This is a genomic window from Mycobacterium sp. GA-0227b (assembly GCF_001499855.1).
GTDB lineage: Bacteria > Actinomycetota > Actinomycetes > Mycobacteriales > Mycobacteriaceae > Mycobacterium.
In genome coordinates, this window is sequence record NZ_LQIK01000033.1 from 35,737 (window position 1) to 50,214 (window position 14,478).

Annotated in this window: 13 protein-coding genes and 1 pseudogene; 4 read left to right on the forward strand and 10 right to left on the reverse strand. The window is 66.1% G+C overall.

The window, feature by feature from the left end; genetic code table 11:
- Positions 1-349: 349 nt before the first annotated feature.
- Positions 350-513: pseudogene (locus AU185_RS25920) on the reverse strand (hypothetical protein); the annotation flags it as partial.
- A gap of 271 nt (positions 514-784) precedes the next feature.
- Between AU185_RS25920 and AU185_RS22135 the strand changes: the two are divergent.
- Positions 785-1,981, forward strand: a complete 1,197-nt coding sequence (locus AU185_RS22135; protein WP_059102091.1) for an ABC transporter substrate-binding protein — start codon at positions 785-787, stop codon at positions 1,979-1,981.
- Positions 1,982-1,984: 3 nt separating this feature from the next.
- On the opposite strand, the gene AU185_RS22140 is transcribed toward AU185_RS22135, so the two are convergent.
- The gene (locus AU185_RS22140) at positions 1,985-2,779 is read right to left on the reverse strand and encodes a MerR family transcriptional regulator (RefSeq protein WP_353612191.1); all 795 of its coding nucleotides are present in this window, start codon (positions 2,777-2,779) and stop codon (positions 1,985-1,987) included.
- 280 nt (positions 2,780-3,059) lie between these two features.
- Between AU185_RS22140 and AU185_RS22145 the strand changes: the two genes are divergently transcribed.
- Positions 3,060-4,325: an MFS transporter gene (locus tag AU185_RS22145; RefSeq protein WP_059101899.1), complete on the forward strand. Its 1,266-nt coding sequence runs from the start codon at positions 3,060-3,062 to the stop codon at positions 4,323-4,325.
- 19 nt (positions 4,326-4,344) lie between these two features.
- Here AU185_RS22145 and AU185_RS22150 read toward each other — a convergent pair whose 3' ends face one another.
- Entirely contained in the window at positions 4,345-4,764 is a 420-nt protein-coding gene (locus AU185_RS22150; RefSeq protein WP_059101900.1) for a ChaB family protein, read from the reverse strand.
- Between the two features lie 21 nt (positions 4,765-4,785).
- On the reverse strand, positions 4,786-6,036 hold the full coding sequence (locus AU185_RS22155; protein ID WP_059101901.1) for a low temperature requirement protein A: 1,251 nt from the start codon (positions 6,034-6,036) through the stop codon (positions 4,786-4,788).
- 108 nt (positions 6,037-6,144) lie between these two features.
- Between AU185_RS22155 and AU185_RS22160 the strand changes: the two genes are divergently transcribed.
- Complete coding sequence (locus AU185_RS22160; RefSeq protein WP_172800177.1) at positions 6,145-6,867, forward strand: IspD/TarI family cytidylyltransferase; 723 nt, start codon at positions 6,145-6,147, stop codon at positions 6,865-6,867.
- On the opposite strand, the gene AU185_RS22165 is transcribed toward AU185_RS22160, so the two are convergent.
- The 6 genes from AU185_RS22165 to AU185_RS22190 form a co-directional block, all read right to left on the reverse strand.
- On the reverse strand, positions 6,842-7,543 hold the full coding sequence (locus tag AU185_RS22165; protein ID WP_059101903.1) for an IspD/TarI family cytidylyltransferase: 702 nt from the start codon (positions 7,541-7,543) through the stop codon (positions 6,842-6,844). The two genes, AU185_RS22160 and AU185_RS22165, sit on opposite strands and share 26 nt — an antisense overlap.
- Before the next feature lie 10 nt (positions 7,544-7,553).
- Positions 7,554-8,189: an Rv1363c family protein gene (locus tag AU185_RS22170; protein WP_082684031.1), complete on the reverse strand. Its 636-nt coding sequence runs from the start codon at positions 8,187-8,189 to the stop codon at positions 7,554-7,556.
- Positions 8,186-9,100 (reverse strand): Rv1363c family protein, encoded by a 915-nt coding sequence (locus AU185_RS22175; protein ID WP_059102094.1) that lies wholly within the window; start codon positions 9,098-9,100, stop codon positions 8,186-8,188. Before AU185_RS22175 ends, AU185_RS22170 begins: the two co-directional genes overlap by 4 nt.
- A 143-nt stretch (positions 9,101-9,243) precedes the next feature.
- Positions 9,244-10,725 carry a FadD3 family acyl-CoA ligase gene (locus tag AU185_RS22180; protein ID WP_082684032.1) on the reverse strand — a complete coding sequence of 494 codons (1,482 nt, stop codon included), beginning with the start codon at positions 10,723-10,725 and terminating at the stop codon, positions 9,244-9,246.
- Entirely contained in the window at positions 10,722-11,912 is a 1,191-nt protein-coding gene (locus AU185_RS22185; protein WP_059101904.1) for an amidohydrolase family protein, read from the reverse strand. The genes AU185_RS22180 and AU185_RS22185 overlap by 4 nt, the downstream gene beginning before the upstream one ends.
- Before the next feature lie 129 nt (positions 11,913-12,041).
- Entirely contained in the window at positions 12,042-13,622 is a 1,581-nt protein-coding gene (locus AU185_RS22190) for an AMP-binding protein (protein WP_059101905.1), read from the reverse strand.
- Between the two features lie 90 nt (positions 13,623-13,712).
- On the opposite strand from AU185_RS22190, the gene AU185_RS22195 reads away from it, so the two are divergent.
- Entirely contained in the window at positions 13,713-14,429 is a 717-nt protein-coding gene (locus AU185_RS22195) for an enoyl-CoA hydratase/isomerase family protein (protein ID WP_059101906.1), read from the forward strand.
- The last annotated feature ends 49 nt before the right edge of the window (positions 14,430-14,478 follow it).

Here is a 14,478-nt window from a genome sequence, read left to right on the forward strand (position 1 = left end):
TCCGTGCACTCCAGCCGTACTAAGAGTGTCATAAGAGGAGAGGCTTTTTAGCCTCCAAAATGGTTACTGATCAGTTCTACGCTCGGGTAACCCGTCGCGGGATAACGCGCAGTTCTGCACCGGCGGAAGCCATTCGGGACAAACGTCCTGCATGCAGGTGGTTACGGTCGAGTAGGCAGAACTGCGCTGATCAAAGCAGTATTGTTATCGAATCGTTATGTAAAAATTTTCGCCCGGCCTCACCAGCGCCGTCACCGCGGCGAAAGGAGACAATCGGACGCGATTTGTCTTCTCGGGGCCGTCGGCCACTGGAATTTGTTTGCTGGCTCGACTTACTGATCGGTAAGGTTTAGCCCCGCTGCCCGAAGCGCGGCTTCAGGACGTGATCGATGTCCACGCCGACCCCGGAGACGGACCGTTTATCGATCTCCACCTGATGCAGATGCGCGGTGGCGTGGGCGGCCCTCCCAGGCGATCCCCAGTGTGCCGCCAGAAGTACGCTCCGACCACATCCAGCTGCCCCAATAGTCGCTCCAACCCCACTGGTCACAACCGCATCATGGTTACCAAAAGCCGTCGGGTTGCCGAGCTAAGGGGACACGCGGGACTGCCAATGAACCACTGCCCGGTGCGCACGTTCCTAGGATTGGCTATGCCCTCGGATGCGGTCGGCGCACCGGCGGCGGCGAATGCTACTGCTGGCGTGGACGACCCGCAGGTCCAGCTGATCGGCGTCCGGAAGGTCTCCGGCGACCTATCGAACGAGGAGTAGCAGATGCCGCTCATGGCGTGCGCCGCGCGGACCGGTTCGGTCGTCATCAGCTGCGCCGCCCTCGTGCTGGCGCTGACAACCGCGTGTTCGAACGAGCGGAGTTCGGCGACCGGCCAGACGCCACCCAAGCTCGAACCGCTCGCCACGGTCGGCAAGGGCGAAGGACGCCTCAACTTGATCGCGTGGGCGGGCTACGCCGAAGACGGCTCGAACGACCGCGGCGCCGACTGGGTGACACCGTTCGAACAACAGACCGGTTGTCAGACCGAGGTGACGCTCGGAAACACCTCCGACGAGATGGTCCAGTTGATGCGCAGCGGAAACTACGACGGCGTCTCGGCATCCGGCGACGCAACGCTGCGCCTCATCTACGCCGGCGATGTGGCACCGGTGAACACCTCGCTGGTGCCGAATTACGAAGACATTTCGTCGTTCCTCAAGAACAAATCGTGGAACTCGGTCGACGGACAGATGTACGGCATTCCGCATGGCTGGGGCGCCAATCTGCTGATGTACAACATCGAGGTCGTCCGCGACGCGCCGAATTCATGGGCCGCGGTGTTCGACGACGCAAGCAGGTACAAGGGCAAGGTCACAGCATACGACTCGCCCATCTACATCGCTGATGCCGCGCTGTACCTGTCCAAGACGAAACCCGAACTGGGCATTGAGGATCCGTACTCGTTGAGCGACGAACAACTCGACGCCGCGGTCGAACTGCTCGAGAAGCAACGCGAGAACATCGGCCAGTACTGGTCGGACTACACCAAGGAGGTGCAGGGCTTCGAGTCCGGCGCCTCGGTCATCGGCACCACCTGGCAGGTGATCGCCAACACGATCGGCGCGCGCAACAAGGTTCAGGTCAACACGGTGCTGCCCAAGGAGGGCTCCACCGGTTGGTCGGACACCTGGATGATTTCGTCGAAGGCGGCTCATCCCAACTGCATGTACAAGTGGATGAACTGGATCTCCTCACCGGAGGTCAACGCCGAAGCCGCCGAGTTCTTCGGCGAGGCGCCCGCCAACGTGAAGGCCTGTGAGCACACCACCGAGCGGGATTTCTGCGACATCTACCACGCCGCCGACGCGGGCTTTGCCGCCAAGATCCACTACTGGACCACCCCTCAGAAGGACTGCGTCGACGGCTCCGGCGACGACTGCACGACGTACGACGAGTGGATCGCCAAGTGGCAGCAGATCAAGGGGTGAGGCTCAGGACTCGCGGCGGCCGCTGAGCAGGACGCCCGCGGCGTACCCGGAGTCGGCGGCCGCCGTGTGCTCATGCAACGCCTTGTCGAGTCGATGCGACACCACACTCGTCCACAGGTCGCGGTAGTCGCGCACCAGCTGGCCGAGTTCTTCGGCGTCCTCCGGCCGGGGCGTCCGGCCCTCACCGAACCGCGCGGCCACACATTCGTCGAGCCCCTGTAAGAACCCCTCCGCCAGCCCGTCGATCGCCCGACCGGTGGCCTCGGAGATGTGCAGCAGCGCACGGACGTAGTCGCGTTGTTCCGTCGCACGCGCCACCACCTGCGCCACCGCGGGATCGGTCAACGTCATGACACCGTCGCTCAGTTGCGCCAGGCCGGCGTTGACCAGCCGGAGCGCCTCATCGCTGTCGGGGTCGATGTCGAGCGCTCGCGGCGCCGTGTCGGCCACCATGGGCGCGCCCTCACCGGCTTCGGTTCTCGGGCCCAGGACGGCCCGTTGTATTCCGAGAATGTCGGCGAGGTCGGCGCCTCGTCGGAGGCTGGCGAAGAACTCGGCGATGTGGGCGGAGCTGAAACCGCGGCGATGCAACTGGTTGATGGTGCGCAGCTGCGACAGGTGATAGTCGTCGTAGAACGCCGAGCGGCCGACTCGCCGTGGCGGGTCGAGCAGTCCACGCTCTCGGTACGCGCGGATGTTGCGGGCGCTGACACCGGATATCTGCGCCAATTCGTCGAGGCGGTACTCAGCCAACGCCGCGACCGCCGCCGCTGCCGGGGGCGCGGTCCGGCAGTGCACCGCGACGCTCCATGGGATCACTGTAACCGCGCTTGGGCGTTTGCGAGCGAAGGTCGGCGTGGACTCATCGCGGTTTGCCAGCAAGCCCACCTAACCATCCCTATCAGCGCTGTTATCGGCATCGGCTAGGCGACTTCCGCGCGACAGATTCCGTCTCAGCCAACTTCACCCAAGTGTCGGCGGCATCGGTGAGCGAACTCACCGTCGTCGGATTGGCCTCCGGGACCCGGCATACGGAACCATTGAAAAGTCAGACTTATCAACCATCGGAAGGTTCGGTGTGCGTCCCTGGATCGTCTGGGCCACCGGACTGTTCGCATACATCGTCGCAGTTCTCGACCGCACCACATTGGGCGTCTCCGGCCTCGATGCGGCAGAACGGTTCCAGGCCAGCCCCAGCCTGCTGTCGACGTTCGTCGTGCTGCAGGTCATCGTCTACGCCGGCGCGCAGGTGCCCGCGGGGTTGCTGTTGGACCGTTTCGGCTCCAAGACGCTGATCGTCGTCGGCGCCACGCTCATGGCGACCGGCCAACTAGCGCTCGCGTTCACCGAATCGCTACCGACGGCCATCGGCGCGCGAGCGCTGCTCGGCTTGGGCGACGCGGTCACCTTCATCTCGGTGCTACGGCTGGTGCCGCACTGGTTCAGTCCTCGACAAGTTCCCCTGGTCACGCAGCTGACCGGAATCTGCGGGCAGCTCGGTCAGGTGCTTTCGGCGGTCCCGTTCTTCGCCATTCTCAACGCTTGGGGCTGGTCCACGGCATACGTGTCGGTGGCCGCGCTGGGCGTGTTGTCGATGGTCCTGACCGTGACGCTGGTGAAGAACACTCCGGCCGGCAACGCGGTCGAGGTGGAGACGACCTCCGTGCGCGAGACGCTGACCAGCGTCAAGACTGTCTGGCTGCGACCCGGCACCCGGCTCGGGTTCTTCACCCACATGGGCACACAGTTCTCGGTGACCGTGTTCGCGCTGATGTGGGGCGTCCCGTATCTGACCAGTGCCCAGCGCCTCTCGGCCGGCTTGGCTGGCGCGTTGTTGACGGTTTCGGTGCTGGCCGCCATCACGGCCGGCGTGCTGATCGGCATCTTCACCGGACGACGCCCACACCGGCGCTCGCGGCTTGTCCTGGCAATCATCGCCAGCAACGCGTTCATGTGGACTGTGGTGTTGGCGCTGTCGGGGCCGGCGCCGCTCTGGCTGCTGGTGGTGCTGATCGTGGTGATCTCGGTGGGCGGGCCCGGTTCGATGGTCGGCTTCGACTTCGCGCGGACCTTCAACCCGAGCGCCACCCTCGGCACCGCTTCCGGCCTGGTCAATATGGGCGGCTTCATCGCCTCGCTGTTGGTGATGCAGGCGATGGGAGTCATCCTCGACACCGCCGGAGAGATCTCCTTCGACTCGTTCCGGTCGGCGTGGATCGTGCAGTACGCGATCTGGGCGCTGGCGGTGGCCGGCATCCTCATCACCCGGCGCAAGGCCCGCAGACTGATGGCCGTCGAGCAGGAACGGATGCTGCTGGAGGGGCTGGACGCCCGGCCGGCATAGCGCCTTGACGAAACCCGAACTAGCGACTGCGGGCGGTCGCGCGGCGGTTCGCCTTCTTGATCGCCGATACCAGTTCGTTCTTCGACATCGTCGACCGGCCTGAAACATCCAGCCGCCGAGCGACTTCCATCAGATGCTTTTTGGTAGCACTCGCGTTGACGCCCTCTGCGGTGTCCCCTTTGGCATTCGGTCCGCCGCTACGCGCTCGACGATCCGACGGGCCCTTCTTGGACTTGGGCTCCCAGTGGTCGCCGACTTTCTCGTAGCTGTGTTTGAGCGCGCTATAGGCGACGCGGTGCGCGCGTTCGCCTTCGCCGTATTCCTTGGCTGCGGCGTCGTGCGCCTTGGCGAAGGTCCGTTGGGCCTTGGCGTCCGACTTCTGCAGCGTGCTCGGCAGTTCACTCTTGCGGGCACTGCCACCCTTCGTTGTCTTCGGCATGCAGAACGCGTACCCGAGGCGTCAGCTGCGCAAACCGGCCCTCGAACGGCGGTTTACTCCGATGATTTCGTGCCCGACGACGGTCACGATCGGTGCGAGCGTGACGACCAGCAGACAGTTGGCCATCGAGATCCCCGTCGCCGCAAGCCACACCGCCAGGCCGAGCACCGCGACGGTGAGCCCGATCAGCAGCACATGCACGGCCGCCACCGTGCGCACCATGAGCGTGTGGAGCGCGTACACCGACACCACGAAGATGCCCACGGGCACCGCGACCGCGAGCACGGTTCCGACAGAGCCGAGTTCGGAATGGTGCTCGATGTAGTAGGCGGCCGCATGGAGACCGGCACCGGTCGCGACGATCGCGCCCAACGTCACCATCGGGAAGTACCCGAACCAGAAGGACCGGTCGCGGCGGGCGTGTAGCCGCTCGGCCTGAGGCATCAGGAAGTACATCCACCACATCGCGAACGTGAGCCCGATACCGGCCACGACGACGAACGCGGCGTCGAACGTCCACCCCTGTGAGTTGACCACTGCCGTCAACGACGCGACCGTGCCGACGACGCCCTCACCGAGCGCGATGATCGTCAGCAGCCCATAGCGTTCGGCGATGTGGTGGGCGTGCCACGGCGTGCCGCCACGACGGGTCTCCGCGAGAAGCGGCCCCAGCGTCTCGATTCCGATCAGCACGACGACAATCATCAACGTCACCAGTCCCGACGTGTCCAGGAAGATGCTCACGATCCACAGCGCCTGAGCCAAGGTGACGGCGGCGACGTACGTCAGGCATGCGGAGCGGTGCTGCGGGTCCTGCGCGGCCGCCCGTAACCACTGCCCCACCAAGGCGATACGCATCACGACGTAGCCCGCGACCATGACACGGTTGTCGATGTGCGCACCATGGTCGATGGACGCGAACATCGGCGGGAAACCGAGCGCCATGACGATGACGCCGACCATCTGCAGCATGGTCATCAGCCGGTAGATCCAGTCGTCGGTGTCGTAGGCCGACGCGAACCAACTGAAGTTGATCCACGCCCAGCACACCGCGAACGTCGCGAACGAGAAACCGAGCACCCCCGGACCTACGCGGTTCTCGGCGAGCAGGTGGGCGAACTCGTTGGCCGCGATGCCGAACGCGACCACGAACGTCAGATCGAAGAGCAGTTCCAGCGGCGTGGCCACGCGGTGCTGCTCGTCGGGATCGCGACCGGACATTTTGCGCATCCGATGCGGTATGGCCGCCGATACGCGCTCCGTCTCGCTCATCGTCGCCGTCCTCCCTCCGCTACATTCCACCGCAGTGCATGGCAGCGATCCAGGCATAGCCGTCGGCCTGTGCCGGGCGGCGAGCGCGGTCAGTGCCAAGATACGGGGATGACCGTCCCGCAACCCCACGCCGTGGCCGTGGTGCTGGCCGCGGGCATGGGAACCAGGGTCGGCGCCGGTGGCAACAAGGCCTACCTTCGGGTGGCGGGTCGCCCGATGGTGGCGTGGTCGCTCGAGACACTCACCCGAGTGCCCGGCGTCGGGCGCATCGTGTTGGTCTACCGGCCCGGCGAACTCGACCTGGCCCAAGATGTGGTGGCGCGCGAATTGCCCACGGCCCGGGTGGAGTTCGTCGAGGGCGGTGACAGCCGGCACGGTTCGGAGCTCAACGTGCTGCGCCATCTCGCCGCCGCGATCGAGTCAGGGGCGATCGATGTCGTGGTGATCCATGACGCCGCGCGGCCGGTGGCCGGGCCCGAGATGTTCGTCCGCGCGCTCGCGGTCGCACGTGAGTTCGGCGGTGCCGTACCCGCATTGCCGCTGAAGGCCGTGATGACCACAGCGTTACAGCAGCCGGCCGGGGGACCAACGCTGGTTCGGGTGCAGACGCCGCAGGCCTTCCGGGCCGTCGCGCTGCTCGAGGCGTACCGAAGCGCTGAGCGTCACCGCTTCGAGGGGACCGATACGTCGTCGTGCATCGAGGCGTTCACCGATGTTGCGGTGCATACGTTTCCCGGTGAACTGCGCAACATCAAGGTCACTTTCGCGCGGGACATCGCGGTCGCCGAGCATCTCCTGGTGGGCGTCAGCACGAGCGGCGACTCGCAATGAGCGCCTCGAGGAACTCGGAGTCGTGCGGCAGTTCGGCGAGGACGGCCTCCGCGTCGCCGTCGACGGTGGTGATCGGTGTGGCCGAACGAATCGCCGCGACGGCCTCGTCGAACTCTCCGGCCGACTCGGCGAGTAACCGGGCGAGGTGATCGGCGGCGAAGCCGCGCGGGAACTGCACGGCCTGGAGGGTTGAGCGATCCAGCGACGTGATCACCGCCCCGCGGTCGTCGACGACCTTCACGCTGTCGGTGACCGGCAACACGGGCAGCACCACGGGCGCTCCATCCACCAGGCGCGCGATCACCCGGTCGCGCAGGTCCGGCGGCGTCAGCGGTTGCCGCACATCGTGCACGAGCACGAACGGCGCCGAGAAAGGCTGGCTTACAACGTGTTCGAGCGCGGCCGCCAGACACTGCGCCCGGGCGGCCGGTCCCTCGGCCACCGCCACTGCCACCGCGGCCATTCCCTCGCGAGTGAGCAGGTCGCGAACATCCCCGGCGAGGTGTTCGGCGACCGACACGACGACGCGGGCTGGATCGGCGACCGCGTCCAGGCAGTCTCGCACGACGCGCGCCAGCGGTGCCTGCCCCGCCAGCGGTTGGAACACCGCCGCAGCATGGTCTGCCAACGGCAACGGCACGATCGCCGAGAGACGTTGGGCAGGAGTCGCCGTCACGGCGGCGACGCTACACGGGGTCGAAAGTGTTGATCAGCCAGCGGCCGTCGGACTTGGTCAGGCCGACTTTGACCGCGCTCGCGGCAAACGCCCCGTCCGGGTTCTCCTTACTGGTCGTCGTCTGGTTGACGAAGACCAACACCACCGCGGAGTCGGGATGCATTTCCGCCACGCCGGCCTGCACGACGGCCGCGCTGGTCTTCACCTGCTTCTCCTTGACCGCCGGGGTCACGATCTGCTCGGTGAACTGCGTGTAGTAGTCCAGGAAGTCGCCGGTCAGATGCGACTTTGCGGCCGCGAAATCCTTGTCCATGGTTTCCGGTGCATACGACAGCAGCGCCGTGGTACCCGTTGTCGCCGCGTCCAACGCGACCTGTTGGGCATCCTCGTTCGTCTGCTGATCGACCCGGAACTGGAAGAAGTACAGCCACGCCGCGACACCTGCGGACACAACGAGCAGAAGCGTGAGCATGATGGCGCCGAGGTGTTTTCGGATGCCCGGCAACCTCTTCGGCCTGCTTTTCGCGGCCGGTTGCGGCGTCGCTTCCTCGACCGCAGTCGACTCCGGTTCGGCTGCCGCGGATTCCGGTTCGTCGGAAGCCGCGGAGTTCACGTCGACCTCTTCGGTGTTGGTTTCGGTGCTCACGGTACGAACTCGACTTTCGACATCTTGATCTGGTCGCCCTCGCGGACCAGGTCCACCATCAGCCGCCACGAGCGCGGCTCCTGATTGGCGCCGGCGGTGTTGGTGACCCGCGAGGTGGCCGACACCAGCGCGGTGGCGTTGTTGTCGGTCATCGACTTGACCGCGGCGACGTTGACGGTGACCTCGGTGACCACCTTCGATTCCTTGGCGACCTTGGCGAAGTCCTCAGCCTGCGCCTCGAAATCCGCCTTGAACTGCCCCGTCGAGTTGTCGATGATTCGCTTCACGTCTTCCTGGGCCTTGTTGAAGTCCAGCGACATCAGCGTCACAACACTCTGTCGCGCGGCAGCGGCGAACTCCGCAGTGCGCTCTTGTTCCGCGACAGCCTGCCGGTGATGCCACACCATGAAACCGCTGGCGGCGGCGAATGCCAGGATGAGCAGGACAGCCAGCGCTGCGGCGACGAACTTCCACCTGATCCGTGGCATCCGCAGCCGACGGGACCGCCCCGGCGCCTCGGCCGTAGCGACCGCTGCGTCCTCAGATGCGTCGTCGGCGGGTTCGCCGGGTGCCGCCTCGGGCGCCGCCTCTGTTGCGTCCTCTGTTGCGTCCTCTGTTTCGTGGGGGGTTTCCTCGAGCGCTTCGTCGGCCTTCGCGTCGGCATCCTCGACCGGCGCCGAGGCCTCTTCAGTCGTCTTCGCCTCGGCTGCCTGCCTGCGTAGCCGGATGGCCTTGGCGCGGGCGCGGGCGGCTGCGGCAATCGCCTCCGCTTCCGCGGCTTCGGCCTCCGCCTCCTCGGCGAGGGCCAGCGCCTCGTCCGAGTCCGCTGACCGCTGCTCAGGGTCATCCTGCGGCGGCTGTGCGACGCGGTCCGCGTCGATCACCGACTCGCGGCGCCTGAAAGACGGCACAGCGACCTCCTCATCTGCTTCATGCATCAATCGTGAGAATGGCATTATCCAATTTTGAGTATCGCCGCGACGATACCCGCGTCCGCAGCCCCCGGCAACGCGGGGTTTCCTGCGGAAATGTTATTTACACGCTGCGCGGACGCTCAGCCGTGATTGTCCTGAAGGCGGTCCTTCATCACCTTGCCGGTGGCGTTCAACGGCAACCTGTCGAGGAACTCTACAGAGCGCGGCACTTTGAAACCCGCCATTCGCTCCCGGCTCCACGAAATGAGGTCCTCTGGCGTGACGCCGTCGTGACCGGGGTTGCGCACGATGAACGCCTTACCGACCTGGCCCATCCGCTCATCGGGCACTCCGATCACCGCAGCCTGGGCGACCGCCGGATGTTCGAGCAGAAACCCCTCGATCTCGGCGGGATAGGCGTTGAAGCCGCCGACGATGAACATGTCCTTCTTGCGACCCACGATCCGCAACCGTCCCGACTCGGTGAACTCGCCGAGATCGCCGGTGTGCAGGAAACCGTCGGCGTCGATGGCCTCGGCCGTCGCGACGGGGTCGTCGAGGTAGCCCTGCATGACGTTGTAACCGCGCACCAGCACCTCGCCGTCGCCGGCGATGCGCACTTCCACGTCCTCGCACGGCAGGCCGGCCGTCGTCGCGACGTCCTCGGGGGTGTCCCCTGGCCGCGACAGCGTCACGTTGCCGGCTTCGGTCAGCCCGTAACCGGTCATCAGGGACTGGAAGGGCAACTCGTCGCGGATGCGGCGGATCAGCTCCACCGGGATGTCGGCCGCGCCGGTCACTCCCGCCCGCAGGGTCGCGAGCCGGTCCTTGTCGGCGACGGTCAGCAGCGAGTGGTACAGCGTGGGCGGGCCGGGCAACATCGTGATGCGTTCGCGCTCGACGAGGTCGACAACCCGGTCGACGTCGAACGCGGCCACCGGAAGCATCGTCGCGCCCCGGAGGAAGGACGCGACGAGGCCGGCTTTGAGCCCGAACGTATGGAAGTACGGATTGATCATCAGATAGCGGTCGCCCTCGCGGAGATCCGCGAGCGTCGCCCACTCCTCGTAGGCCCGCAGCGTCTGCCGATGGTTCATCATCGCGCCCTTGGGCCTACCGGTGGTGCCGGACGTGAAGATCACGTCCGCGACGTCGGTGCCCTTCAGGTCATCGACTCGGTCGGACGCGGACCCCGACGCCAGGAAGTCCGAACCCAGGTCGATCACCGGTGGCAGCCCGGCCGGCGTCGACGAGGACAGCGAGTAGTCCATGCCGAGGAAGTCCTTCTGCACCAGCACGGCCTTCGCGCCGCTGCGGCCGATGATGTCGGCCGCCTCCTCCGGCTTGAACCGGGTGTTGACCGGGACGAGCACGCCGCCGGCGCTCAACAGGCCGAAGGCCGCGATGATCCAGCCCGCAGAGTTCGGCGCCCAGAGCGCGACCCGATCGCCCTTGTCGATACCGAGTTCGACGAAAGCTCCTGCGGCGCAACGTATTCGCTGCACCAACTCGGTGAAGGACAAGCGCAGCGGACCGTCGACGACAGCCTCCGCGTCGCCGAACCGGTCCGCTGCGCTCAAGACCATCTCGGGGATGGTCTCCCAGGTGTCTCGGTACGTCACACGGTGACGAGGCGACCCAGGTTGCCGCCCATGATCTTCGCCTGATCCTCGACCGAGAGGTGCTCGAGCGCGGTCACGTAGTGGGTCGGCTCCGCGAGACCCTCCGGGTGCGGCCAATCCGAGCCGTAGAGCACCTGCTCCACGCCGATCAGGTTGATCAGGTCGTCGATGCCCTCCTCGTAGAACGGGCTGACGTAGATGCGGTTCTTGATTTCCTCGATCGGGTTGCCCAGGAAGGCCTCTGGCGCCTTCTTGTACACCTCGGCCATCGAGTCCAGCAGCGGGAACATCCACTTCGAACCGGCCTCGACGATGCCGACCTTGAGCTTCGGATGCCGGAACAGCGCGCCGTGAATCACCCAGGAGGCCACGGCGTCCTGGATCGGTCGCCACTCGTTGAGGATCGACATCGCGTTCGTCTGGAACGGCAGCATCTCCTGCGCAACGCCGTCCCACTCCGAGGTGTAGCGGGAGTAACCGCTGTCGGACGAGTGCATGCCGACGAAGATGTCGTGGTGGACGACCCGCTCCCAGAACGGATCGAACTCGGGCAGCGCGAACGACCGCGGACCACGGAAGCCGGGAACCGGCGCCGGCCGAACGAGAATGGCACGAGCACCGCGCGCGACCGCCCACTCCAACTCCTCGATCGCCTTCTCGACGATCGGCAGCGTGATCACCGGGGTGGTGAAGATGCGGTTCTGGTAGTTGAAGCCCCAGACCTCGTCGAGCCACTGGTTCAGGGAGTGGATGATGACGTGGATCGCCACCGGGTCATCGCGCAGCCGCTCCTCGATCAGGCTCGCCAGCGTCGGGAACATCAGCGAGCGGTCGACGCCCAGCTCGTTCATCAGCTCCAGCCGCGGCTCGGGCTCGAAGAACGCCGGGATGGACCGCATCGGCTCACCGAAGAGTTCGCGCTTGCTCTTCCCGTCGGGGTTGCCGAACTTGAAGTACTCCTCCCAAGCGCCGGGCTTGGCGACGTGCGAGAACGTCGGGTTCGGGATGTAGTTGCTGATCTGTCCCTTGATGGCGATCTTGGTGCGGCCGTTGACCTCGACGTACTGGACGATGTCCTTGTACTCCTTCGGGAGGTACTTGGTCATCGCCTCCGGCGGCTCATAGAGGTGGTTGTCCGCATCGAACAGCGGAAACGGTATATCCACCCGGTGTGAAAGTTGTCCCATGGAACACTCCTTTTCCTCTCGGGAGAATCCTATTCTCATTTACGCCGGAATCGCAACGTGCCTCCCGGCGTTGCGGGGCCGCCTGTTCAGTTCGCGACAGCTACACCAGGGCTGTCGGTCGGCCCCGAATCACGACCCCGGCGTACGTCTCGCGAGGGCAGCGGTGCCGTGCTGGCGCACCTGTTCGCGGACGCGGAACTTCTGCACCTTGCCGCTGGCCGTGCGCGGATAGTCCTGCCCCTCCGGGACCCGGTGCAGCTCCTCCGGCCACTTCTGAATTGCTACGCCCGCGGCCTTGAAGTGCTCGCGCACCTGCCCCAGCGTCGGCATGTCATGACCCTCGCGGATGCGCAGCACCGCAGCCGCCCGCTCCCCAAGGCGGTCGTCGGGTGCGGCCACCACGACTGCCTCGGCCACGCTCGGCATGCTCAACAGCACCTCTTCGACCTCGAGCGCGGAGATGTTCTCCCCGCCGCGGATGATGACGTCGGCCTTGCGGTCGGTGATCGTGAGGTAACCGTCGTCGTCGAGCACGCCGATGTCGCCGGTGTGATACCAGCCCTCGTCGTCGAAGGCCCGCGCGGTCAGCGCCGCATCTGTATAGCCGAGGCACAGATCCGGTCCGCGCGAAAGGATTTCGCCTTCTTCGGTGAGCTTGATCTCGACGCCGGGGCGCGGATCGCCGTCGGTGTAGAGCCGCTTGTCCTCCGGCGCCGTCGGCCTGGATCCCGTGATGGACGGATGCTCGGTGCTGCCGTACGACCGGAACACGAAGAAACCCATGTCGGCGAGCCGGCGGGTGACCGCGGCCGGAACGGTGGATCCGCCGAGGCCGACCGTGGTGAACCGGGAGCGATGCGCGTCTGTGCAATTCGGATGGTCGAGCAGGCTGGTGACGAAGTACGGCGGCCCGCCGCCGATCGACAGGCCTTCGGACTCCATGAGTTTGAGCACCTTGCCGGGGTCCCACACGTCGCACAGATCGATCGACGCACCCTCGAGCACCGGGATGAGGAACGCGCCGATCATGCCGATGAAGTGCCCGACCGGCGTCGCGGTCAGCTGCCTGCCGCGGTCCTTGGGGTAGTTCTCCAGCAGCTGTCGGGTTTCGAAACCCAGCGTCTGATGGCTGTGCACAACGCCTTTCGGGTTGCTCGTGGTCCCCGAGGTGAACGCGATCAGGGCCGGGCCCGCCGGATCGGCCGCCAGCGTCCCTGCCATCGGCTCGTCGTCGAGAAGCTCGTCGAAGCTGTTCTCGCCCACCAGGCCGACGGTTGGCACGGCGCCGGACAGGTCCGGCTGAAAGGCCATCCGGCCGAACTCTCGCGCGGTGATGAAAACCTTCGGCTGCGACGTCGAGAGGATGTGGCCGAGCTCCTTACGGCCGTAGAAGTGCACGATCGGCACCACGACCGCACCCAGGAACGTGGAGGCCCAGAACGCAACCGCGGCCTCCATCCAGTTGGGCAGCTGCAGCGCGACCACGTCTCCCGGTCCCACCCCGCGCTTGCGCAAACCCGCCGCGAGACGCCGGGCCCGCAGTTCGACGTCGGCGAACGTGCCGGCGTACGGACGTACCTCGGAGTGCACCCAGAACCCGGTGTCCGGATGTGCGGCCAGGTTGCGGGCCAACAACTCACCGAGCGTCTCGGGGGTCCACCAACCTTCTTCCTCGTAGCGTTTGGTCAGCTCGACCGGAATGTTGCGCATGGACTCCCCACACTTGGGCGGCAGCTCCGACTCGAGGCGATGTTATTCTCTGGTTACGAGAATGCCAATACCGCAAATGGAGAACGTTTGATGGTCGACCTCGAGTTGGACGACGGTTTGGCCGTCATCACCATCGATCGCCCGCAGGCGCGCAATGCGATCGCACCCGAGACCATGGAGCAGCTGCACACCGCGCTCGACGGAGCGGAGGGCGCCACGGCCCTGGTGATCAGAGGCGCCGGTGATCGCGCGTTCGTGTCGGGCGGCGATCTCAAACTTCTGGCCGCGCTGCGCACCGTGGCCGATGCGGCCGCCATGGCGCGGCGCATGCGTTCGGTGTGCGACCGCATCGCGGCGTTTCCCGGCGTCACCGTCGCCGTCCTCAACGGGCATGCGCTCGGCGGCGGTGCGGAGTTCGCCGTCGCGGCCGACATTCGCCTGGCGGCATCCGACATCAAGATCGGCTTCAACCAGGTGGCACTCGAGATCATGCCGGCCTGGGGCGGAGCCGAGCGGTTGGTCCCGCTTGTCGGCTACAGCAAGGCGCTACTGCTGGCCGGCACCGGCACCGTCCTTGCGGCCGCCGAGGCGGAGCGAATCGGCTTGGTCGACCGCGTGCTGCCGCGCGAGTCGTTCGACGAGGACTGGCGCGCGATCGCCCGCCAGCTCGCGCACCGTGCGGCAGGCGAGATCAAGCGCGTGATGAAGGGCGCCTCGACCGAGGAGGCCGTCGATGCGTTCGCGCGGCTGTGGGTGTCCGACGAGCATTGGGCCGCGGCCGACAAGGCGATGAACCGCACCAAGTAGGCGCGCACCTTTATGGCGCGAGCAGACGTGAAGTGCCCCTGTAACCGGT

Coding starts and splice junctions, on each gene's coding strand:
- AU185_RS22135 (WP_059102091.1), top strand. CDS start 785: ATGGCGTGCGCCGCGCGGACCGGTTCGGTCGTCATCAGCTGCGCCGCC.
- AU185_RS22150 (WP_059101900.1), bottom strand. CDS start 4,764: ATGCCGAAGACAACGAAGGGTGGCAGTGCCCGCAAGAGTGAACTGCCG.
- AU185_RS22155 (WP_059101901.1), bottom strand. CDS start 6,036: ATGAGCGAGACGGAGCGCGTATCGGCGGCCATACCGCATCGGATGCGC.
- AU185_RS22160 (WP_172800177.1), top strand. CDS start 6,145: ATGACCGTCCCGCAACCCCACGCCGTGGCCGTGGTGCTGGCCGCGGGC.
- AU185_RS22185 (WP_059101904.1), bottom strand. CDS start 11,912: ATGGGACAACTTTCACACCGGGTGGATATACCGTTTCCGCTGTTCGAT.
- AU185_RS22190 (WP_059101905.1), bottom strand. CDS start 13,622: ATGCGCAACATTCCGGTCGAGCTGACCAAACGCTACGAGGAAGAAGGT.
- AU185_RS22195 (WP_059101906.1), top strand. CDS start 13,713: ATGGTCGACCTCGAGTTGGACGACGGTTTGGCCGTCATCACCATCGAT.